The organism is Stenotrophomonas sp. PD6, assembly GCF_049199305.1.
GTDB lineage: Bacteria > Pseudomonadota > Gammaproteobacteria > Xanthomonadales > Xanthomonadaceae > Stenotrophomonas.
The window spans coordinates 38,091-58,548 of record NZ_JBLZQD010000005.1 but is presented as its reverse complement, the minus strand read 5'-3'; the positions used below and the strand labels follow the sequence as shown (position 1 = coordinate 58,548).

The window sequence follows — 20,458 nt, the reverse complement described above, 5'->3', positions numbered from 1 at the left end:
CCAACAAGCGAAACGCGGCCAGGCAGGGCCTGGCTCTACGCGCGCGCGCGGGTCTCTGCCTTCAGAGGCGGAGCAGCATGCCCGCCAGGAACAGCAGCAGCGGCGCCGCGCTGATGATCGCGCCCACAACGCCCACCCACGGCCAGCGTTCGCGCCGCACCCTGCCGCCCATGCTCAACAACAGTCCCAGCACCGCACACGCCAGCACACCGACCGATATGCCGGCGTTGCCTACCAGGATTCGGCCCACGGCCGGGGAGGCCTGCGTTGCGGCAACCGCCACCGCCAGCAGCACCGGTGCCACCAGCCAGCTGGCGGCCCCCAACAGCGGCCAACGTTGGCCGGCGGGCGCGGAGGCGGGGTTCGATAGTGATGCGGACGTGGGCTGTGACATGTGGCTGCTCCGTGGGTCTGTCCAACCGTACACCCAACACCACGCCTGCACACGCCCTCGGCGCACGGGCGTGCACCATGCCTCCACGACCTGTCCCTGGGGGGATCCACCGATGCGTACCGTTCCGCTGCTGCTTGTGTTGCCCAGCCTGCTGTTGCTCTCTTCGTGCCGCGATAACGGCGCCGGACCCAGCACGTTCTCGTCAGACCCGTTGCTCGGCTGCTTCGCCACCCACCCGCGCAAGCCCGCGGAGTTCCGCATCGAACAGGAACAGGGCGCTTACTTCGTTTCCTTCAACCGCGACGAGCAGTGGCAGCGTGACAGCACGCCATTGCAGCTGTCTTCGCGTGCCGACATCGCCCGCTTCTTCAAAGACGACGCCGGCCAGATCGACAAGGCGCTGGTACGCCCCACGGGTGGCTTCGGCATCTTCCACTTCAATCCCGGCGCCACCCTCAAGGGAAAGGACAAGGACAGCGACTACATGGCGTTGGTGCTGATCGGTGCCGGGCCGGTGTTCCAGGTGGCCTGCCCCTGAGCGCCGCACCCCCGGCGCTGCCGCGCGGCGAGCCGCGGATGTGCAGCTGCCGCCAGGGTTTCCTCGTCGGTGCGTATCCCCCTCGCACCAAACCCCTGCGCCCCCACGGGATGCAGCGGCGCAGCGACCGCCGTGCTCCCTCTCCCCTGTATCGCCCGCGCGTGTGCGCATCTGCGCGCACGCTGGTCATCCTTTCTGCAGCGCGCGCCGCACGCCAACCGACTGTCAGCATGGCGACTCCCCCTTGGCGCACTGGCGGTGGATGGAGCTGTAGGGCCACTCACAGGCCTCGCGCACCAACCCGTGCTTGACCGGGTTGTCGTGCACGTAGGCGATGTGGCGCTGCACATCGTCGGCATCCACCAGCCGGTGCTCGCGGAAATCGGTATGCCACAGCGGGCGCACGCAGCGATCACGGCGCACCATCGCACGTGGCGGGTGGCCGGGCAGCTGCCGGTCGAACACGGCCTGGATCTGCAGCCAGCGCCGGTGGCCTTCTTCATCACCCGCCGGCAGCGTCCACACGCCGTGCAGGTGGTCGGGCAGTATCACAATGGCGTTGACCCGGAACGGCCGGGCCTGCTGTGCTACCCGAAACGCGAGGCGCAGCACCTGTGCGTGCTCCACCAGCAGGTGGCTGTAACGGTCACGCAGGTGCGCACTGAAGAAGTACGCGCTGCCGGGTTGCCAAGGGTGGTTGTGAGTGCCCATGGCCGCAGTGTGCAAATCTGCGCGGGCGCAAACGATCAGCCCAGTACCTGCGCCCGCGTCAGCGTGCTGCCCTGTGCAGGGTCAGACACGCGGCAACGCTCATCGGCAGTTGCCCTCAGGGCGCAGCGCGCGCCGCGCCTAGCGCCTCCACACATTCGTGCTCGGCCACGCGTCCAATCCGCGTAGCAAGATGCACATCGCCGTTGTTGGCAAGCCGCTGGGCTGCCTGCGAATCGGGCGGCAGCAGCCGGCGCAGCGCGTCGCTGACCGGCACCGACCAGCTGCGCGGCGCGGCCGCAGTGCCCGACGTGGGCTGCTCGCCCAGCGTCCATGGCAGCATGTGCAGCGTCCGCTCGCGCGAGGAAATCACCCGGTCGGGCCCATCGCTGAAGGTGATCACGACGCGCATCGCCGGATCGTCGTCGGTCCATGGCATGTCCTGGTAGTACGCATCCACCTGCGAGCGCAGCTGCGCCCCCTTCAGATGGGCGTACATGCGGTCGCGAATTTCCCTGGCGGTGCAGCCGGGCACATCGGCACGCGGGGCCACCAGGGCGTTCTCCATCATCCACACCGGCGAAACGTGCCGTGCCACCACCTGCACGGCGCGCTCGCGGGGCCACGGCGGTGCCGACAGCGCCCACAGCAGTTCGCCCACCCGTTGTGCGGGTACGTTGCCGCGTGTGGTCGTGATGCCGTCGGCCGCTTCCACCCTGGACGTGCGGGTGAAGGCGCGCTGGCCCGTACCGCGCTGCAGCCGGTGCACCTCATCGGCACGCTCCCAGCCGTCGTGCTGGTACTGGATCTCCACCGAGCGGACGTTGTGGATCGTCACCGCAGCCGGTGCACCTGCCGGCCCGGCGCACGCGACCAGCAGCAGGGCGGGCACGCAGCCCAGGAAGCGCAACGCGGCATGGAGGAAGGTAGGCATCCCGCATTCTAGACCTGCGGGTACGCGACGCACGGCTCAGTTCCGCATCTTTCAATCGACCTTTGTCCCACAGGTGGGACACACCGCACGGCGCTGCACCTTTCGCCTCGAACAGACTGGAATGAACCCCGACGCGCCGCGTGTATCCCATGCCTTTCCTCCTGCTGTTCCTGCTCACGACCGCCACGCCAGAGCCGTTCCCACCCGGCTACCACGACCGCCCCGGTGACGCAGAGGACGGTATCCACGTGATCGTCCGCACCGGGCTGTGGGACGACTTCAACGGCGGGCAGGCCGCCGTGGAGCAGGTCCTCATTCCCAACGAGGACGGGTCGTTCACCTATCAGTACGCACGCCAATCCCGAGCCACGCGCATGTACCACGCCACCTACTGCGCCTTCAGCCAGATGTACCCGCCCGAGGAAGACCTGGTCATCAGCGGCTCGGGTACCTACGGCGGCTGGGCTTGCTTCAGTGACACGCTGTTGCCCCCCAGGCCGCAGGCACTTGGCCCTCCGACCGAGCCGCCCTGAACCAGCCCGCCGCCTATCTCGGGTACGATTCCACCCCTTCCCTTCTTCCAAGCCGGCTGCCCCGCAGCGCGGCCGCCCCGATCCCGTGCCCCACTACACCGGCCCCCTGCTCACCCGCCCCCTTGCCGAAGCCCTGGTCCGCGCCCGCGACGCCGGTGCCACCGAATGGACCGGCTCGCTCGACCTGGCCCGCTCCACCGGCACCGCCGTGCTGGGCGCCGACAGCTGGCAGTGGAAGGGTGAGACCTATGCCTACCCGGGCAAGACCAAGGACCGCACCCTGTATTACTGGGACGGCGAGGAATTCCTGGCGGTGTCGCGGTTCGGCTCGGCGCTGATCAAGCTGGTACCCACCGAGTGGAATGCGCCCACCTTCGAGATCGATGGCATCAAGATGCTGCCCAGCGCGCAGGTGTCGCCGTTCGAGGACGCGCGCCGCAAGGTGGCCTTGGTGGCACCGGCCGGCAAGACCGTGCTGGATACCTGCGGCGGGCTGGGCTACTTCGCCGCCTGCTGCCTGGAGGCCGGCGTGACCCGCATCCAGTCGTTCGAGAAGAACCCCGACGTGCTGTGGCTGCGCACCCTCAACCCGTGGTCGCCGGACCCGGACGCCGCCAGCAGCGGTGGCCGTCTGTCGCTTACCCAAGGCGACGTATCGGAGGCCATCCCCGGGCTTGAGACCAGCTCCGTGGATGCCATCCTGCACGACCCGCCCCGCTTCGGCATTGCCGGCGAACTGTACTCGCAGGTGTTCTACGACCAGCTGGCGCGGGTGATCCGCCCGGGTGGCCGCATGTTCCATTACACCGGCGCCCCCAACAAACTCACCAGCGGCCGCGACGTGCCGCGTGAAGTGGCCAAGCGGCTGGAGAAGGCCGGCTTCAAGGCCGAGCTGGCGCTCGATGGCGTGCTGGCCGTCAAGCGCTGATACGCAGGAACTGCACGCGCAGATGAACCAGTCACCGCGCGTCCACCCGGGCTTAACCTGAACGCGTGGCGGCTGACCTAGGCTATTGCCGTGCCCCACGCCTGACAGGTAACTGCATGACCCAAAGCACCACCGCCGTCTTCGATGAAACCGAACGCCAGCGCGCCCTGGATGCGCTGCATATCGTGGGCAGCCTGCCCGAGCCGGCTTACGACGATATCGTCAAAGTGGCGGCCGCCGTCTGCGGCACCCCGATGGCGCTGGTGACCCTGATCGATCGCGACCGGCAGTGGTTCAAGGCCCGCACCGGGCTGGAGGGCGTACAGACCGAGCGCAATGTTGCGGTGTGCGACCACGCCATTCGCCAGCCGACCGAACTGATGGAAGTCGGCGACCTCACCCAGGACGCGCGCTTCGCCGACAACCCGGTGCTGAAGGACATCGGCGCCCGCTTCTACGCTGGCATGCCGCTGGTCACCGAGGATGGCGCGGCCGTCGGCAGCGTCTGCGTGGTGGACCTCAACCCGCGCCAGCTCAACGCCACCCAGCGCGAGGCCCTGCAGGCCCTGGCGCGCATCACCATGAATTTGATGGAAGGCCGCAGCCGCGAGCGCGACCAGCAGGTGGCCGCCATCCTGGCGCACGGCGTTGCCGAAGAGACCGCTGCCGCACCGGATGCGGCGGGTTCCTACACGGTGGTGATTCTGGAGCTGCAGGACCTTTCCGCAGCGGCACAGCGTCTTGGCGAGCGCGGGCTGGACCGCCAGCTGCAGCAGTTGGATCAGTCGCTTGAGCAGTGCCTGCAGCCCGAACGCGGCGACAGCATCAACCGTGTCACTGGCAGCGGCGAGTTCATCGCAGTGCTGGGCAGCGCCGATGCGAGCGACACCCTCGCCAAGCTCGAACAGGTGGCACGCGACACCCAGCAGAGTCTGGGCGTGGCACTGCTGCTGGGCGCGGCCTCGACCCATACGGCGGAAGCCACCACCGCCGTCTTCCTGCGTGCGGACAAGGCGCTGAGCGCCGCCAAGGACGCCCTGCGCTGATCGCGCATTGACACGTTCAGAAGGCGATGCGGTGAAGCAACCACCGCATCGCCGTGAGGCTCAGTCGCCGCGCGGCAGTTTCGCAGCCCACATGTTGTCCACGAGATTCGGGTAGGCCCTGCCGTTTTCCTCGGCACGCTGACGCGCCGCATCCTTCTGCACCTGCGACAACGGCTGCCCCTTCCCGGCTTTCTTCGGGTTGGGCTTCTTCCAGGGCGGGGTAACCGTCTTACGCATGCAAGTTCTCATCGTTCCAGTTGCGTGGCGGTAGAGCCACGCCATGCGTGGCTGACCGAAGCCGCCCGCCTACTTTGCCAGAAACGCCACCAACGCCGCATTGAACTGCTCGGGGTGACTGGCATTGCACCCATGCGGCGCATCCTCCAATACCACCACCTCACTGCCTGCAATCGCGGCATGCGTACGCTTGCCAGAGCCTTCAAACGGCACCGTGCCGTCGCTGTCACCGTGCAACACCAACGTAGGCACCGTCACCTTCTTCAGATCCTCGCGGAAGTCGGTCGTACCGAAGGCCTTCATGCAACCCAGCGCGGCCGTCTGGTCAGACTGCTCACACAGCGCAATCGCCTCCTGCCGCTGCTTCTCGCTGACCTTCAGCTCACCCTTGGCGCTGAAGAAGTCCTTGGTGAAGCCATCGAAGAAGGTGTCGCGATGATTCTGCAGGCCCAGGCGCATCTGCTCGGCCTTTTCTTCGGTCAGCGGGCCTTCGGGGTTGTCAGCGGTCTTCAACATGTACGGCGGCACCGCCGAGGCGAACACCACGCTCCGCAGACGCTGCTCACCATGCCGCGCGATGTAGCGCGCCACCTCGCCGCCGCCCATCGAGAAGCCCACCAGCGTAACGTCGCGCAGGTCCAGGTCTTCCAGTACCCCGGCCAGGTCATCGGCCAGCGTGTCGTATTCGTAGCCATCGGCGGGCTTGTCCGAACGGCCGAAGCCGCGGCGGTCGTAGGCCACCACCCGGTAGCCCGCGTCTTTCAGCACAGGCACCTGTGCCTTCCAGGACTCGGCGGACAACGGCCAGCCGTGGATCAGCACTACAGGGCGGCCAGTACCGCCGGTGTCTTCAACATGCAGTCGAACGCGCGATGCCGTCATGGGATGTCCTTCGGTACGAATGAAGCGTTGACCTTAGACAACCCGCCACACACCACCCGTGAAGGAATTCGCGGCCGCAATGACATCGCGTGCACAGCCAGGCGGGTGCAACCGTTCTGACTTGTAAGCGACACACAGGCGAACGGTCATCCCATTCTGCGGCCGGTCGCCTCACGCTCCTGCGATTGCACCTGGTCGTTCTGCTGCTGCGCCAGCTGGGTGTTGTTCGCAAGCTGCTCACCGCGTTCCATCGAAACGTCAACCGGCGTCTGCGCCGCCTGGGCAGTTGCCATCGCCGCGCGCAGATGCCCCGGGTCGCCACGCTCGCCCTGCACCACGAAGATGTTCTCGGCGGCGGGCGACTGCGCAGTGCGCTCGCTGAGCATCACGTGGTCAACGCGCGACAGGCCGTTTTCCTTGGCCAGCACGAACAGGCTGGCGCTGATGCGCTCGCTGGTGGGGTCGAACGTACGCCCGTTGGCGGCATCAAGCTCTGCGACCTTGCCGCGAATCTGGGCCATCATCGGGTCACCTTCCACACCTTCATACGGCCCGTTTTCAGAGATCCACTTCTGAAAGATTGTTTGCTTGGGCATCGGGTTGTCGTGTTCGGTGTTCAGCTTGCTCCCCGGAATTGGATCGGGAATCTTCTGAATTTCCCGCTTGTTTTCCAGAGGTCTGACAGCACCCTCGTAGTCTTTATCCTGACCCGACTTGGACTGACGGTGTAGCCCGGCATGGTTCAGCGCACCCCAAGTGAAGTCGATGCAGCTGTTGTTGAAGCCACCGTATTGCATGTTGAATCCATGCTTGGCAGGGTCTTTGCCAAATTCAATGATGCGATCGAACTGATCCTTCGTGATCTCCATCTTCCGTGCATAGAAGGGATTTATGTAGTCTGCCTCGTCCAAGCCTGTTACAGCTCCCGGCCCGCTCGTAGCGCCATGTTTGATTGGCGCGAACCCGAGGCTCTGCGAGAAGATCCCGTGTTCGACCGACAAGTACATATGGCCTGCGGCCGATGTACCACCCCGGGCTAGCGGTGTGCCGGGGGCAGCTACGTAAACGGTGACGGTATAGGGTGCGTCCTTGCCCATGAATCATTTCGCCTTTTTGAAGTACGCAACAAGCAACTCAGCTTTGTCGCGCTGGAACTCTGGGTGATCCGCCGAAAGTTCAATGCTCAAGCGGTAGTGCCCCGGCTGGATGTTCTCTGCAGATGCGAATTGAAGGACGTCATAGAACAGAGTGGCGTCGAGAAGTCCGGCATCTTCTAGTAACGATGTATCAACGCTGGTCGTGGTTAGACCTGGCACGCTGCCGTCTACAGGAACCGTGACTCGATCACGCAGGTCTGGCGTATTCCTCATGAGAGGCACCATTGTGACGGCGCCTTCTTCGACGCGGAGCAGCTGTACATTGGCCGCCATTTTTGCTTCGACCAATCTCATGGAAAGCGCAGTTCCAGACGCTGCGTCCGGCCTGGCCAGTCGCAAACCCAGCATGAGGTAAGGCACCGCATTGGGCCCGGGCGGCGGGACTTCAAACTCAAGGTTGATCACCTCGCCCGCCTTGTCCAACGCAATCGGCCGAGTAAGAGGAACTACAGTCCGCATCTCAGCGTTCTCCTTGTTGACCTCCACATTGGGTTGCGCGGTCTCTGCTCCGCGACTGCACCCGGCCAGGGCCGCTATCGCGATCACGCACGCAGCACCCAACACAATTGATCTATAGGCCTTCAGCGTCATGGTCACGTCTCTTCCTGATACGGGCGATCGTAGCGCGTGCGTAGTGTGGCGGAACCTGCACGAGTGACATATAGGAAAAGTCTTAAGCACGCTGCGGCATCCGCCGCACTTGCATGCGCTTCTCAGAGCTCACCTGCCTGCTCCCGATTCTTCTTCTTGTAAGCACTCCCCCAATCGCGCATCGCCAGCAACACCGGCACCAGCGTCTGGCCCAGTTCCGAAAGCCGGTACTCCACCTTCGGCGGCACCTCGGGGTACACGTGCCGCACCACCACGCCGTCGGCCTCCAGCTCGCGGAGCTGGCTGGTCAACATCGATTGCGTGGCGTTGGGGATCAGCCGGGTCAGCTCCATGAAACGCTTGGTGCCGGACACCAGATAGAACAGGATCACCGGCTTCCACGTGCCGCCCATGACCGAAAGCGTAGCCTCTACGCTGCAGCCGGTTTTGCCATATACGCGCCGTGCCATTACGGGATACTCCTGAAAACCATAGTACCTATGGAAAAGCATAGTTCTTGTGGCAACCACGGTACGACCATAGCATGCAGCTCATGTCCCCCAAGGTGATCAACGCCATGAAGTTCAATGCCCTGCTGGCCACGAAAGAAGACGGCCAGGTCTCCACCAAGCTGGTGAGCTTCGACGACGCCGATCTGCACGACGGCGATGTACTGGTGCAGGTGGACTACTCCACCCTGAACTACAAAGACTCGCTGGCGATGACCAACCGCTCGCCGATCATCCGCACCTTCCCGATGATTCCCGGCATCGACCTGGCCGGCACCGTGGTGGAATCCAGCCACGCCGAGTTCCGCGCCGGCGACCGCGTGGTGCTCAACGGCTACGGCCTCAGCCAGACCCACCACGGCGGCCTTGCCCAGCGCGCGCGCGTACCCGGCGAGTGGCTGGTGAAGCTGCCCGACGGCATCAGCAGCAAAGACGCCATGGCCATCGGCACGGCCGGCTATACCGCCATGCTGTGCGTGCTGGCGCTCGAACATGGCGGCGTGAAGCCCGAGCACGGCGACATCCTGGTCACCGGTGCCAACGGCGGCGTGGGCTCCATCGCCGTGGCGATCCTCTCCAAGCTGGGCTACCGCGTGGTGGCGTCCACCGGGCGGCCGGAACACGCGCAGTACCTGAAGGATCTGGGGGCTGCCGAACTCATCGACCGCACCACCCTGGCCGCGCCGCGCACCCGCGGGCTCGACGCCGAGCGCTGGGCGGGCGTGGTGGATGTGGCCGGCAGCCACACGCTGGCCAATGCGCTGGCGCAGACCAAGTACCGTGGCGTGGTGTCCGCCGCCGGGCTGGCGCAGGGCGATGACCTCACCACCTCGGTGCTGCCTTTCATCCTGCGCAACGTGACCCTGGCCGGTATCGATTCGGTGCAGGCGCCGCGCAGCGTGCGCATTGAAGCGTGGAAGCGGCTTGCGACCGATCTGGATCTGGGCAAGCTGGCGAGCACCGTCGAAGTGATTGGCCTGAAGGACGTGCTGGAGGTGTTCCCGGCGTTCCTGGAAGGCAAGGTGCGTGGGCGGTTGGTGGTGGATGTGAATGCCTGACGGCCTAGACATAGCCTGTTGCTTTGGAAGGCACTATTAGCATTCGTAACATCGATTCGCACCCTAACATTCACGGATGTTACGGTGCGGTTCGACGTTACATGGTGACCGTTCATGGCCCTCTTGCTCAACGCCAGGCGCTACCTTGCGGAGCTCTTACCGGGTGATGTGTCACGCATCGAGCATTGGAAGTCCTCCCCTCTGCCTTACTTCCTGCTCGACTCATTTGATCTCGTCCAACTAAGGGTCCACCGACATCAGGTGATTCTAGCGGCGAGCAAAGCTGCCATTTCCCAACAGATCCTCCATAGGATGCTTCGGCGAATAAGCGGCATCGCCGGCTGCAGGGTGCTGTATGTCGCCGGCCACCTGAGCGCTTACGAACGCAAGCGGCTACTCGCGGAACGCGTGGAGTTCGTTGTTCCTGGCAGCCAACTGTTTGCGCCAAGCCTCGCGATCAACCTCCGGGAAAACACCGCAACTTCTCCACCTTTATCCGAGGTGCTAGTGCTGGCTCCTGCTACCCAAGCGGTGCTGCTGACCTTGTTGCTCAGTGACAAGGACTCTGTCCAACCACTGGCCACTGCGCGAAGTCTTGGCTACTCGCCCATGACTGCCAGCCGCATCATTCGGGAGCTGGAGGCGGCGGGCCTAGCCAAGGCCAGCAGGATCGGCTCCAAATCACTCATCACGTTGGCGCACAACCATTTCACAGCGTGGCAGCAAGCGAAGCCACTTATGCGCTCTCCGGTCACCAAGCAGCTTCATGTGACTGGACCAACTGAGGGCCTGATGCTCGCGGGGGAGAGCGCGCTGGCTGCGCTCACACTTCTAATTGATCCCCAGGAGGCTGTTTACGCCATTCATCGAGATCTCTGGCGCGCCTCGAAATCGAACTTCACCGTCCATCCTTTCGCCGATGTCAACACCTTTAGCTTGCAAATTTGGTGCTACGCCCCATCACTTCTAGATGGCGGGTCCATCGTGGATCCGCTGTCATTGATCTCAAGCCTTGAGGGCGAAGAAGATGAGCGGGTACAGATCGCAATGGAAGAACTAGAGTCTGCCTTTGCTCAACGCTGGACAGAGTAGGCCAATTGTCGGCTAGGATCGCCGACGACCCACACGCCAGGAAGCGATGTAAATGGATTGGATAACTACCGTAGCGGGAAATGCCTCACTGATCTCAGCCATCATTGCGATCACCGCCGGGGCACTCGTGGTTTGGCGCACCGGCTCGATTCATCCGATCAATACCAGGCTGCTTCGATTGTTCATTAGCCGAGACGAAGTTGAGGATGCCGTCATACGGCAGAGCCTTGCAGATCAAGCCGCGCTTTCGAGCTTTCGCATGACACATGGGATCAAGGTCGAGACCATCTCTGACGCCCGTAAGCTTGCGAATTTCGGCAATGAGAAGAATATTTCTCTGCACCTCGTTGGGAGGGCTGGCGATACATTTGATGTATCCACGCTGTCGATGGTTCAAACCAAAGTGCCCTCGAAGTGGATGCTCCCGATTCCGATGGTTCTTACTCTGGCGGTTTGGGTCCTCATCTGCGGGCTTGGATTGCTAGCAGCAAGCGACAACCTCCTCGTCTCTTTGAAGAAGACAGACACCTGGATTTTCATCTCAGATTCCCAAGCTTCATTGGCATTTCCGCCCTTCTTTAGCGAGAGAGCGCAGGTATCTATCGATTCATGCAAGCGCGCCTCTGAGAGCCCCTCATTACCGGAGGGGTTCAACCAGAGAGATTCGGAGATCCTGTGCAAGGTTTGGAGTGACCCATTGCTTAAAACCTATCTGGAAAGCGAGGTTCCGAAGCAACGCAGGGCGGCTATAGTCGCCATCGCTTTCCTTGGCATTGCCTTCCTCTTCCTCGTCGCAACGATCCGACATTGGGCAGCAGCGATCCGTCTTAACCGGCTGCTGGTCCCAGGAAAAGCATCCCGACCAACTAAAAGGCTTCGACGAATCGGGCTGAAGAAGTCGTCAAAGAACTAGGTCCTGGACCCGAGTCTAGACTTGCCGGCACGATGCTCCGCAGCCAGTTTGGCGTGGTGCGCCAGATGCTCAAGCCGGGGATGATCCTCTGCTTTTGCGGGTGCGCGGAGCATTTCGCCGTGAAGATTGCCGTACTCCCCGTTGCGAAGCTTCATGTCTAGCTGGAGCGTTCGCTGGGGACTAATCCAGATTAGTCCGAGGTCGAAGAGGGTGTGAATGTCAGCGCGGAGCAGCAGACCATTGTCCACACGATGAGTGTGTTCCCCCTTATAGGGAACGATGTGAGCAGCTTCCAGGATATCTACCACGGCGCACCCGGTTACAGCGCACCGATTCCCGTAGGCCTTCAGAAGTTTGGTTCGAAACCCCTTCTGCCCACGACGAATTGCAATTGCCCGCTGGACTAGATCACGTGCATCTTTCTCTGTATCCACTGCCGCCATCTGCTTCCCGGCGGCAATAGTTGCTTCAACGATTGATTGCCCGAGCTCTTCGCCGGGAAACGTTGGTCTCCACGAGAACAATGCTTGCAGCGCTGGGTTTGGCACCGAAGGGCGATCCAACAGCTGGAACCGACAATCAACAGGGTATTGGCGCTCCATTGAAAGCCAAGCCAGCCCGCCACAGTAAATGAACTTCTGAGTCTTCCCCTTCATCTTGCTGCGCAGGCGGGCGAAGAGGTGGGCTTGGGATTGGCCGGATGCAAGCTGCTGAATGAGTGCGGAATTCTGGCTGTGTCTGTACTGACTCTGCCAGTGGATCTCGCCACCATCGAAGTAGTCGTTGTAGCCCTCTTCGTCCTTATCAAGCGTGACGAGCAATAGCACCGCATTGCCGAACGGCAGGATCCCCGTAGCCCAGCTTCCGGCGCGGTAGCTTTGGGGCGCCGAAACCATGCCGATCTTGACGATATCTTCCTTGCCATAGGCCTCGCCAACCGCGAAGCCCCTCAAGTCGATGCTTTCCTTGATCTTGGTCACAGCTACGATCACCGGTGATAGGTGATCGATATTAATCCTAGACTAGCGATTGCTCCAGCCTACTGCTTGGTATGCAGCCCGGCCCCTCGCTGGCGACCGGGTTGTTGCACTACTCAGCCTTACAGCGCAATCCGCGCCACAGACTCCTCGCTATCTTTCTCGTCCTTGTCGCCATTCTTGATGGTCACGTACAGGACGTTCTTCTTCGCATCCAGCGCCAGGCTGTTCGGGTGCGTGGGCACGTCATACGTGCCCACCTTCTTGTAGCTCTCGCTGTCATACGCCGTCACCGTGCCCGCCTCGCGGTTGGTCACGTACAGGCGCTTGCGCGGCGCGTCCAGCAGCAGGCCCAGCGGGCCGGCGTCGGTGGCGATGCTGGCCAGTTCCTTGCCGGTGGTGGGGTCCAGCACCAGCACGCGCTGGCCCGGGTGCTTGGAGACGAAGCCCGGGATGCTGCTGCCCTGGTACTTGCGGATCATCTCCAGGCCCTGGTCGGTCACGAACAGGCGCTTGCCGCTCGGGTCCAGTGCCAGGTTCATCGGCTGCTCGGCGCTGACTTTGAAGCGCTGCTCCACCTTGCCGCTCTCGGTGCCCACCGTGACCACTTCGCCCAGCAGGTTCGAAGTGAGCACGCGCTTGTTGGCCGCATCCAGCGTAAGGCCCGGCGCCTTGGCGTTGCCCAGGCCGGGAATGGTGTTGATGAGCTTCAGCGACTGCGTGTCCACCACGAACAGCACGCTGCCTTCGCCGGAGTGACCGGTGACGTACAGGCGGTTGTTCGGGGAATCGACCACCAGCTCGCGCAGGTCGTGGGTGTAGCCGGCCTTGCCGTCCTTGCCCACCTTCTTTTCCATCAGCTGCACGATACCGACGGCCTTGTTGGAGGCGGTGTCGACCACGGTCACCGAGGTGTCCACGGTGTTGCCCACGTACAGGCGGTTGTGGGCGTCGTCGAGCACCACGCCGAATGCTTTGCGCTCCAGTGGGATCTTGGCCTCAACGGCCAGCGAATCCGGATTCAGGCGTAGCACCTGGGCCGGGCCGGCGGCATCGCCGAAGCCGCCCGAGGAGGCCACGAACAGCGCGTTATGGGTGGGGCTGAAGGCCAGCTCATACAGGCCCTGCGCAACGGCGGTGCGCTGGACGGCCGTAGCGGCTGCGGTGGTGCCGGCCTTATCGGCGGCGAAGGCGGACGGGGCGCCGAGGGTCAGGCTGACGGCCAGCGCCAGGGCGGCCGAACGGAACAGGGTACGAGGGTGCATGCGAGCGTCCTTGTAAGGGCATAGGAAGAATCCTGGCTCGCGTGGCCGCTGGAAGCGGCCAACCACACAGTCGTACGACGTGGGAAGGCTGGCTGGCGCTGACATCTTAACAGGAGAGACGCAGGACCATCAGCTACGGCCCGGTCACTGAAATGCCCGCTTGAGCAGCTGCGCCAAGGTGGGGTTTTCCGCGAGAACATCCAGCGCGAACAGCACGTCACGGCGATTGGCATCGGAGCGAATGTTTGGAAGGGCGAGCGTGTTCACCGCCAGATCTCGCGCAACGTACAAGCGCGCCTGTGCGACGCTGCTCTGGCCAAGCGCGTCCCAACTCAACGTGTAACCAGCCTCTCGCGCCAGCTGGCGCGTAAACACCCGGAGGGCTCTGCTGTTCCCGTCATTGAACGGGTGGGCGTAGTCGATTGCCGAATACAGTTGCGCCATGTGCGCGGGCAACGTTTCGGCGGGAACACCGCTGAGGATGCTGGAGGAATGCGCAGCAAGTGCTGCATCCATGTCGTCCAGCGCCTTGTTGTCCAACGACGAATAGGCGACCAGGAAGTGGCTCCCCTCGATCGTCCTTCGCTTCACCCAGTCTCTGCCTTTCGGCGTTGGTTTTCGAAACACGCCCGGATTGAACGCGGGTAGATCCTGAAAGAGCCGTTGGTGGATCTGCTGCAGGTGCTGCCGATCATACTGTCCGGCAACCGGGCGCAGATCGAGTTCAATAGAGCGTAAGAACGTGCGATCGGCTTCAAACTGCGCCGTGTGATCTGCACGTTCACCCATTCTTTGCGGCTACCAGTTCGTCCAGACTGATCTCACCATTCACAAACCTTCTTGCCTGCGCCTCTGCTTCGGAGCTCACACTGAGTCCCTCCAAGGCGACCGATGCCGCTGCGAACCGCACCGCTTCCATTCGCTTTTCTTGGTTGGCGGGTTCCGGACGCAGCCTGGCCGCCACGTATTCGCGCATGAACTCCCGAATGACCTGCGCAGCGGGGCGGTGCTCAAGCGCCACTGCTTCTTGGAAGTTCGCACGAAGCTCCGGCTCTATGCGCAGTTGCATGAACACGTCTTTGCTCACGTTAAGAGACTCCACAATTTCGGGCTCTGGAATTATTCCATAACTACATTGTAGTGTCAATGTAGTGACGTTATCTATCGATTGGCCGAATAACGGGCGTTCTGCGAATGGTCCAACTGATCCCTGTGTCCGGGCGCTGGGCCTGTGGATTCAACACGGTCCCAATCTGTGAGACGCCCATGCGCGATCCTGCCCTCCGCTTCGGAGGATCCACATGAACAAGATCGACACTGACTGGCTGGAAGAATTCGACCAGGCCATGCTTGGCCTGTTTGCCATCAACCACAGCGACGCCGGCATGGATGAGCAGCTGCTGGTGAGCTACTACGACCTGGAGCCGCGTGAGGCGGCGTTGGCGTTTGGCAATGACTACGATCTGGATCGGGCCGATCCGTTGTGGCCGCCGGCAGGGCTTGCGTTGAACAGCTGAGCCAAGGCGGCCAAGCACTCGATGGAATGCTTACTCTTCCTCGCGGCCGTGCGGTGCCTGCGCGGCTGCGTCGAGCTGCTCCAGCAACTCTTCAGGGCGGGGTTGCACCGCAAGTACGGTGCACATACCTGCGCGCAGGTGGCCGGGGTTGTCCAGCTCGCCCTGCACCACGAATACGTTGTGTGCGCCAGGCTGGTCTGCAGTGGGGTCGCTGAGCACCACGTGGTCTACCCGCTTCAGACCGTGGTCCTTGGCCAAGGCAAGCAGGCTGCCGGTGAGGCGCTCGCTGGTCTTGTCGTAGGTGCGGCCGTGGGCGGTGTCGAGTGCGACCACTTCGCGGCGAATCTGCTGGTAGAGCGCCAGATCGGCGGTGTCAGCTCCGTTGTGTTCCTTCACGTTCCAAAGTCCTCCCGAGACTCGTATCGGTTTGCTGTGCCTGCCGAACCGCTTGGGGTCCAGATTATCACGGGCACTTCCGCATACGCGGCGGATGCGTCACGCATCGCTCCGTAGGCCGGACCCAGCGGCCGCGCTCTGTTTGGTGATCCGCTGGCCGGCAGTGGCCCGGTTGCGCGAAGCACACCAGCTACCGGCCTTGAATCGCGTTCAGTCGTTCCGGAAGAAGCTCATAGGCGCTGTCATGAACGGCCTTCGAGATGTAGCGGCCGTAACCTTCATTGGCCATGCCGTCTACGAAGCGCACATGCAAGGCAATCTCGCTTTCCAATCGGTGCGCCGCTACGGCGCGTACCTCCACCGCGTACCCACGGTCTTTCATGGCTTTGACGAGGTCACGAGAAACGAGCGAGCCATCCGTGAAGGAGAGGTCCAGGATCACATGCTTCATCAGGCTGGCAGTGTGGTACATCAGCCTGATGGCCCAGATCAGTGCATCCGTCGCTGTGTGTGCCGTCCACGCATGGGGGTGATCTCGCCGCAACCTCCTCACCAGTGGGTGGTAGTCCGCGAGATCCTCGGGATCAATCAGGACAGCATCGCCTTGCAGCTCCACAAACAGTTCCCGCACCAGCTTCGCGGCGCATGCCCCCGGTTGGCCAGCCACAATGATCACCTTGGGCCGGTCGTACGCAATGATGTCGTCAAGCCGATAGTCGGGAATGATCTGCTCAACCAAAATGAGGTCGCTTTCCTGCCGGGAAAGCTGACAGTCGATGTCGGTCATGGTGCGCTCCCTTCCGGCTTTCCAAAGTGGTTCCACAAGGCGGTATCGCCAATCCATACCTGTTTCAGGCGTATCTCGGACATCAGCCGGACATTCGCCTCTGCCCGCTTTACTTCCTTCCTATCGCCAGCAGCGCGTGCGGCATCGAGTTCGTCCCTTGCTTCCGAGAGGAAGGTTCCCATACGACCTTCCAGCGCCCATACCGCGAGCTCGAACCGTGGGATACCTTCCCTCCCGGCGATAGTGACGCCGTCCAGAGCCTGCTGCAGGCGTTCGATATGCGCCGGATGCTTGCGGAGTCGCTCGCGTAGATTGGCCGGCACTGTTGGCGAGGCGCCCCGTGCAGGAGCCTCGGATGCCGGCGCGTCCGCCGTCGGGGTAGCACGATCAAAGAGTTTGCGAAGAAGTTGCTTCATGACCGCTACCCCATTCTCATGGCAGACCGCTGCGTCTCTTGCTGGCGGTCTGCCGTCTCACGCTGGTTGTTCAGCTGCTGCGCCTGCGCCTGCTCTTGTGCAACCGCGTCAAACTTCGCCATCGACTGCTCGAACGGCGCCGTCACCGCCTGCTGGGTGGACATGCCCGCACGGAGGTGGCCCGGGTCGTTCAACTCCCCCTGCACCACGAAGACGTGCTGCCCGGCAGGTTGCTCCGCTGTGGCGCGGCTCAGTACAACATGGTCCACCTGGTCCATCCCCCTGCCCTTGGCCAGCACCAGCAGGCTGCCGGTGAGGCGTTCGCTGGTCTGGTCGTAGCTGCGACCATGTGATGCATCGAGCGCGGTGACCTGTTCGCGGATCTGCTGGTACATCGCGTGATCCGGATGACCGGGGTTCACAGGCGTCCAAGGCGCAGCCTCGACGCGCGGCACCTCAGCGGCCGGCGGCGGCGTAGGGGTCGCATGCACTGGCGCGGTCACGGTCACCGGGTCCAGGGTGGGAACGTGGGGCTCGTGGCCACCACGCGGCGTTGCCGACGGCTGCTGATTCAGCGACTGGATCTTCGCCACGTCCTCCATGGTGGTGGTGGCCGTGAGTACCATGCGGCCACCGGCGTCGCCGAACGCCGCAATGGCGCTCTCGGGGCTGGGCGCGTGGGTGCGCGGGTCGGGCAAGAGCTCCAGCACCAGGTCGCCCTGCCTTGCATTGCTGGCCAGGCTCTGCTCCACTGCCGCCGCCGTTGCCGCCAGCTGTTCTTCCGTGCGCACAATGCCGTGCTGCTGGTACAACGCATCCACCTGCCCGCGGATTCCCTCCGGCGCCAGGTGTACGTTGGCCTTGATCTCCTCCGCCATGCCCTTCAAGCCCGCCACGCCGGCCTGCTGGCTTTGCCAGGTAACTTCCAGCTCTTCGCTTACGTTGCGGTTGGCAGCGCTGTCGAGGACCAGTCCGTTACTGACCCACTGCCCTTCCTCATCCCGGGTGTAGCGGTTGCCGTCACTTGCGCGCAGCGTGTCCGCGCTGTCCCGTGCGTTCTGGATGGCCAGCGGAATGGAGGGTTCCTTCGCGTCGCCAAAGTCGCTCCAGCGCCCCTGCTCGTACGCCACCATATAGCGTGCGGCCATGGCAGCGGGCGTATTGGCGGCGTTCTGGGCGATCACTGCGCGCGACTGCTCGTCCAGTTGCAGCGACTGCTCAGGGGAAACCGGGGCCGTTCGCGTGATGGGCACATGGCCGTCGACCATCTGCTTGATTTCCAGCTCCCATTCCCGGGACGCGGGGTCGCGCACAAAGGCGCGCCCGGTCTCGAATGGACCCGGTGCTGGACCTTGATCGTCCCTCGCCCTCAGGCGGTACGGGTCCTGCGCCGGCGGTGGGTTGGTCAGGCCCAGCTCGTAGGAGGCCTTGGCCGCCTTCCAGTCCAGCTGCCGCTCCAGCGTGCCGGTGGCCACGTAGTGGGTGCGGACCGTGACGTCCTCACCAAGGGCAGTCTGCACCGGGCGCACTTCCACGCCGGTTCCGAGATCGCCGCTCTGTACCTGTTGCTGGTGCGACGCACGCAGCCAGCGCGCATCTGGGTCGGTCGGAGAGCGCGTCCACACGCGCCCCATGGTGTCTTCCTGCTTGTAGATGTGGTCGATGTCCCGCTGATCGGCCCATCGCTCGCCCAGATAGGCGCCAAGCACACCGCCGCCAATGCCGGCGGCGATCGCACCGGGGCCGGTCCATGAACCGGTCGCCAGGCCAACGCCTGCGCCAGCAGCGAAGCCACCCAACCCACCGCCAACATTGCGGCCCACAAAGTGGGCAGCGGTGGAGTCAGCGCCTGCCGCGTTGCCTTGGGAATACAGCTCCACCCACTTGTGGCCTGAGGTGGCGAAGTCATGGGCCAGCAGCGCCACGCCGGCAACGCCGGCGACCTTCATGCCGGGGTTCATGCCCGCGTGTACGCCGTGGGGCGCGGACTCTGCTGCCACCTCCGCGATACCTGCAGCACCGCCAGGGGGCGCACGTGCGCCACCGGGTGGGGTCGCCGCGTGCGGTGTGTGTTCGGGCGCCTCGGCATGGAGCCTGGGACTCGTGCCAAGGCTGGCGCGGGATGCATGCCAGTCCGCACGGGTGGCGGCCATCTCGGTGAGGTTGAAGGACTTGAATTCGTGGATTGGTCGATCAAACAGGATCTGATTCACCGCGTCATAGCCATCGATGGGCTTGAGCTGAAGACGAACCTCGGCGACGGTGACGGACTGACCACTGTTGAGGGTGGCTGCCTCGGCGAGCGTGACCTCCAGCGCTTGATACTCAGCGGCCGAATTCCGGACGAACGCAAGCGGATCCGGCCCGAAGGCGCTGACGGGATAGCCATTGATTCGAGCTGTGGGGTGCTCGAGCGCCGTAGTGAGCTCGAAGTTGCTGAAGCCTCGATTTGGTGGGGCATTGTCCACGAACGCTACGATGGGCTTCCCTGTCGCAAGGGCGTTCCTGAAGTACTCAGGACTTCCTGCGTTCCACATCATGTCTTGAAGCGCGCCAGCGTAGTCCTTGTTCCAAGGCTTGATACCCCTTGAATTCATGAAGTCCTTGAGGCCACTTTCCATGACTTGGAACTCGGGGTGCTGCGCAGCGTTTTTCTGCAGCCCGTCGACGAACTTGCCCCACGGAGTATCGCCAATCAGGCCCGCACGTCCACCAAGGTCCTTGGAGTAGTCGGTCGCATTCTGAAAGTTGTAGTTCCCCCAACGATCCTTGCCTGAGAACCCAACGTAGTCCATTCCTACCGGCAACTCGGGCGGGAGCGCCTGCAACTTGTTCCGAACGTATTCGGCATAGCTCGTAGACGCATCCGGCCCTGAGCCAGGAGACTTCAGGTAGTCAATTACTTCTTCTACCTGCCGTGCGGAAAGCGCACTCTCGTCGGCCAAGTTGCTTGCGCCGCCCAGCGTGGTGCGGGCGAAATCATCAAACTGGAAAGCGGTCACTTTGTCCGCCCTCAGTCGACGTGAGCTGGAACTGCGACCTCAGCCAGGACAACTATTCCGTCTGACAAGGCGACGCTTTCGGCAGTCATACGAACCCCAGCACGCTCAAGCGCTTCAAGGTTGGTCACGGCGACATAGCGGAGGTTGTCATCGTTGTCAGTACGACCTGCATATGCGAGCACAAGACCTTGCGCAAGCCCGCGCAGGAAAGTGAAGTCATCATCCGTCTCTCCAAAGTCCGGCTTGTATCGGAGCATGGACTTGATGATGGCTTCCCGACCGAGGTCAAACGTGAACACCCATTCCCGGGATCCATCGATCACAACGATCTCATCTGGTCCATCGAAGCCCAGCCCACCAATCCGGTCGTCGCCGCGATAGAACGAGTACTGGTACTCAGTGCCCTTCCCGCCACTGGAGAGTGTCGCGGGGAGAACTCTTGGTCGCGGAATCGAGACGTCGCTGACCGGTTCGTACGAGGAGTGGGAGCGGGGCTGGAAACTAAGAGGCATCATTCTTCCTAAACAATTGTCAACTGTTGAGCCTGTCGATTCTGCTGACTACTGCCGCCCCGGTCT

The 20,458-nt window shown here is 63.0% G+C and carries 25 protein-coding genes; 8 read left to right on the top strand and 17 right to left on the bottom strand.

What is annotated here, in order from left to right; all coding sequences use genetic code 11:
• Positions 1-61: 61 nt before the first annotated feature.
• The gene (locus ACOZHM_RS09695; protein ID WP_421569040.1) at positions 62-394 is read right to left on the bottom strand and encodes a hypothetical protein; all 333 of its coding nucleotides are present in this window, start codon (positions 392-394) and stop codon (positions 62-64) included.
• A 112-nt stretch (positions 395-506) separates the two neighbouring features.
• Between ACOZHM_RS09695 and ACOZHM_RS09690 the strand changes: the two genes are divergently transcribed.
• A complete protein-coding gene (locus ACOZHM_RS09690; RefSeq protein ID WP_421569039.1) occupies positions 507-932 on the top strand; it encodes a hypothetical protein in 426 nt (141 codons plus the stop codon).
• Positions 933-1,157: 225 nt separating this feature from the next.
• Here ACOZHM_RS09690 and ACOZHM_RS09685 read toward each other — a convergent pair whose 3' ends face one another.
• Positions 1,158-1,643 (bottom strand): REP-associated tyrosine transposase, encoded by a 486-nt coding sequence (locus ACOZHM_RS09685; protein ID WP_421569038.1) that lies wholly within the window; start codon positions 1,641-1,643, stop codon positions 1,158-1,160.
• A 115-nt stretch (positions 1,644-1,758) separates the two neighbouring features.
• On the bottom strand, positions 1,759-2,574 hold the full coding sequence (locus ACOZHM_RS09680; RefSeq protein ID WP_421569037.1) for a hypothetical protein: 816 nt from the start codon (positions 2,572-2,574) through the stop codon (positions 1,759-1,761).
• A gap of 149 nt (positions 2,575-2,723) precedes the next feature.
• Between ACOZHM_RS09680 and ACOZHM_RS09675 the strand changes: the two genes are divergently transcribed.
• The 3 genes from ACOZHM_RS09675 (at position 2,724) to ACOZHM_RS09665 (ending at position 5,081) form a co-directional block, all read left to right on the top strand.
• Complete coding sequence (locus ACOZHM_RS09675; protein WP_421569036.1) at positions 2,724-3,107, top strand: hypothetical protein; 384 nt, start codon at positions 2,724-2,726, stop codon at positions 3,105-3,107.
• A gap of 85 nt (positions 3,108-3,192) precedes the next feature.
• The gene (locus ACOZHM_RS09670) at positions 3,193-4,035 is read left to right on the top strand and encodes a class I SAM-dependent methyltransferase (RefSeq protein WP_421569035.1); all 843 of its coding nucleotides are present in this window, start codon (positions 3,193-3,195) and stop codon (positions 4,033-4,035) included.
• Positions 4,036-4,151: 116 nt separating this feature from the next.
• A complete protein-coding gene (locus ACOZHM_RS09665; RefSeq protein ID WP_421569034.1) occupies positions 4,152-5,081 on the top strand; it encodes a GAF domain-containing protein in 930 nt (309 codons plus the stop codon).
• A 60-nt stretch (positions 5,082-5,141) separates the two neighbouring features.
• Here the strand turns inward: ACOZHM_RS09665 and ACOZHM_RS09660 are convergent, their stop codons facing one another.
• The 5 genes from ACOZHM_RS09660 to ACOZHM_RS09640 form a co-directional block, all read right to left on the bottom strand.
• On the bottom strand, positions 5,142-5,318 hold the full coding sequence (locus tag ACOZHM_RS09660; RefSeq protein ID WP_421569033.1) for a hypothetical protein: 177 nt from the start codon (positions 5,316-5,318) through the stop codon (positions 5,142-5,144).
• 69 nt (positions 5,319-5,387) lie between these two features.
• On the bottom strand, positions 5,388-6,200 hold the full coding sequence (locus ACOZHM_RS09655; RefSeq protein WP_421569032.1) for an alpha/beta fold hydrolase: 813 nt from the start codon (positions 6,198-6,200) through the stop codon (positions 5,388-5,390).
• A gap of 146 nt (positions 6,201-6,346) precedes the next feature.
• A complete protein-coding gene (locus ACOZHM_RS09650) occupies positions 6,347-7,297 on the bottom strand; it encodes an XVIPCD domain-containing protein (protein WP_421569031.1) in 951 nt (316 codons plus the stop codon).
• A 3-nt stretch (positions 7,298-7,300) separates the two neighbouring features.
• On the bottom strand, positions 7,301-7,954 hold the full coding sequence (locus ACOZHM_RS09645; protein ID WP_421569030.1) for a hypothetical protein: 654 nt from the start codon (positions 7,952-7,954) through the stop codon (positions 7,301-7,303).
• 116 nt (positions 7,955-8,070) lie between these two features.
• Positions 8,071-8,418, bottom strand: coding sequence for a winged helix-turn-helix transcriptional regulator (locus ACOZHM_RS09640; RefSeq protein WP_421569029.1), 348 nt, complete (start codon positions 8,416-8,418; stop codon positions 8,071-8,073).
• A gap of 107 nt (positions 8,419-8,525) precedes the next feature.
• Between ACOZHM_RS09640 and ACOZHM_RS09635 the strand changes: the two genes are divergently transcribed.
• The 3 genes from ACOZHM_RS09635 to ACOZHM_RS09625 all read left to right on the top strand — a co-directional run bounded on the left by ACOZHM_RS09635 (position 8,526) and on the right by ACOZHM_RS09625 (position 11,520).
• On the top strand, positions 8,526-9,515 hold the full coding sequence (locus ACOZHM_RS09635) for an MDR family oxidoreductase (RefSeq protein ID WP_421569200.1): 990 nt from the start codon (positions 8,526-8,528) through the stop codon (positions 9,513-9,515).
• Between the two features lie 114 nt (positions 9,516-9,629).
• Positions 9,630-10,607 (top strand): hypothetical protein, encoded by a 978-nt coding sequence (locus tag ACOZHM_RS09630; RefSeq protein WP_421569028.1) that lies wholly within the window; start codon positions 9,630-9,632, stop codon positions 10,605-10,607.
• 52 nt (positions 10,608-10,659) lie between these two features.
• Positions 10,660-11,520: a DUF6216 family protein gene (locus ACOZHM_RS09625; protein WP_421569027.1), complete on the top strand. Its 861-nt coding sequence runs from the start codon at positions 10,660-10,662 to the stop codon at positions 11,518-11,520.
• Here the strand turns inward: ACOZHM_RS09625 and ACOZHM_RS09620 are convergent.
• From ACOZHM_RS09620 to ACOZHM_RS09605, 4 genes are all read right to left on the bottom strand, one after another.
• Positions 11,517-12,500 carry an HNH endonuclease gene (locus ACOZHM_RS09620; RefSeq protein WP_421569026.1) on the bottom strand — a complete coding sequence of 328 codons (984 nt, stop codon included), beginning with the start codon at positions 12,498-12,500 and terminating at the stop codon, positions 11,517-11,519. The genes ACOZHM_RS09625 and ACOZHM_RS09620 overlap by 4 nt on opposite strands.
• A gap of 119 nt (positions 12,501-12,619) precedes the next feature.
• Positions 12,620-13,762, bottom strand: coding sequence for a YncE family protein (locus tag ACOZHM_RS09615; protein WP_421569025.1), 1,143 nt, complete (start codon positions 13,760-13,762; stop codon positions 12,620-12,622).
• Positions 13,763-13,906: 144 nt separating this feature from the next.
• Complete coding sequence (locus tag ACOZHM_RS09610; RefSeq protein WP_421569024.1) at positions 13,907-14,551, bottom strand: Fic family protein; 645 nt, start codon at positions 14,549-14,551, stop codon at positions 13,907-13,909.
• On the bottom strand, positions 14,544-14,849 hold the full coding sequence (locus ACOZHM_RS09605; protein ID WP_421569023.1) for an antitoxin VbhA family protein: 306 nt from the start codon (positions 14,847-14,849) through the stop codon (positions 14,544-14,546). The genes ACOZHM_RS09610 and ACOZHM_RS09605 overlap by 8 nt, the downstream gene beginning before the upstream one ends.
• Before the next feature lie 214 nt (positions 14,850-15,063).
• Here ACOZHM_RS09605 and ACOZHM_RS09600 point away from each other — a divergent pair, with 214 nt between their 5' ends.
• Entirely contained in the window at positions 15,064-15,279 is a 216-nt protein-coding gene (locus ACOZHM_RS09600) for a hypothetical protein (protein WP_421569022.1), read from the top strand.
• 30 nt (positions 15,280-15,309) lie between these two features.
• Here ACOZHM_RS09600 and ACOZHM_RS09595 read toward each other — a convergent pair whose 3' ends face one another.
• From ACOZHM_RS09595 to ACOZHM_RS09575, 5 genes are all read right to left on the bottom strand, one after another.
• A complete protein-coding gene (locus tag ACOZHM_RS09595; RefSeq protein ID WP_421569021.1) occupies positions 15,310-15,675 on the bottom strand; it encodes an XVIPCD domain-containing protein in 366 nt (121 codons plus the stop codon).
• A gap of 190 nt (positions 15,676-15,865) precedes the next feature.
• The gene (locus ACOZHM_RS09590; protein WP_421569020.1) at positions 15,866-16,462 is read right to left on the bottom strand and encodes a zeta toxin family protein; all 597 of its coding nucleotides are present in this window, start codon (positions 16,460-16,462) and stop codon (positions 15,866-15,868) included.
• Entirely contained in the window at positions 16,459-16,878 is a 420-nt protein-coding gene (locus ACOZHM_RS09585) for a hypothetical protein (protein WP_421569019.1), read from the bottom strand. Before ACOZHM_RS09585 ends, ACOZHM_RS09590 begins: the two co-directional genes overlap by 4 nt.
• Before the next feature lie 5 nt (positions 16,879-16,883).
• Positions 16,884-19,880 carry an XVIPCD domain-containing protein gene (locus tag ACOZHM_RS09580; RefSeq protein WP_421569018.1) on the bottom strand — a complete coding sequence of 999 codons (2,997 nt, stop codon included), beginning with the start codon at positions 19,878-19,880 and terminating at the stop codon, positions 16,884-16,886.
• An 11-nt stretch (positions 19,881-19,891) separates the two neighbouring features.
• Positions 19,892-20,392 (bottom strand): hypothetical protein, encoded by a 501-nt coding sequence (locus tag ACOZHM_RS09575; RefSeq protein WP_421569017.1) that lies wholly within the window; start codon positions 20,390-20,392, stop codon positions 19,892-19,894.
• Positions 20,393-20,458 lie beyond the last annotated feature (66 nt).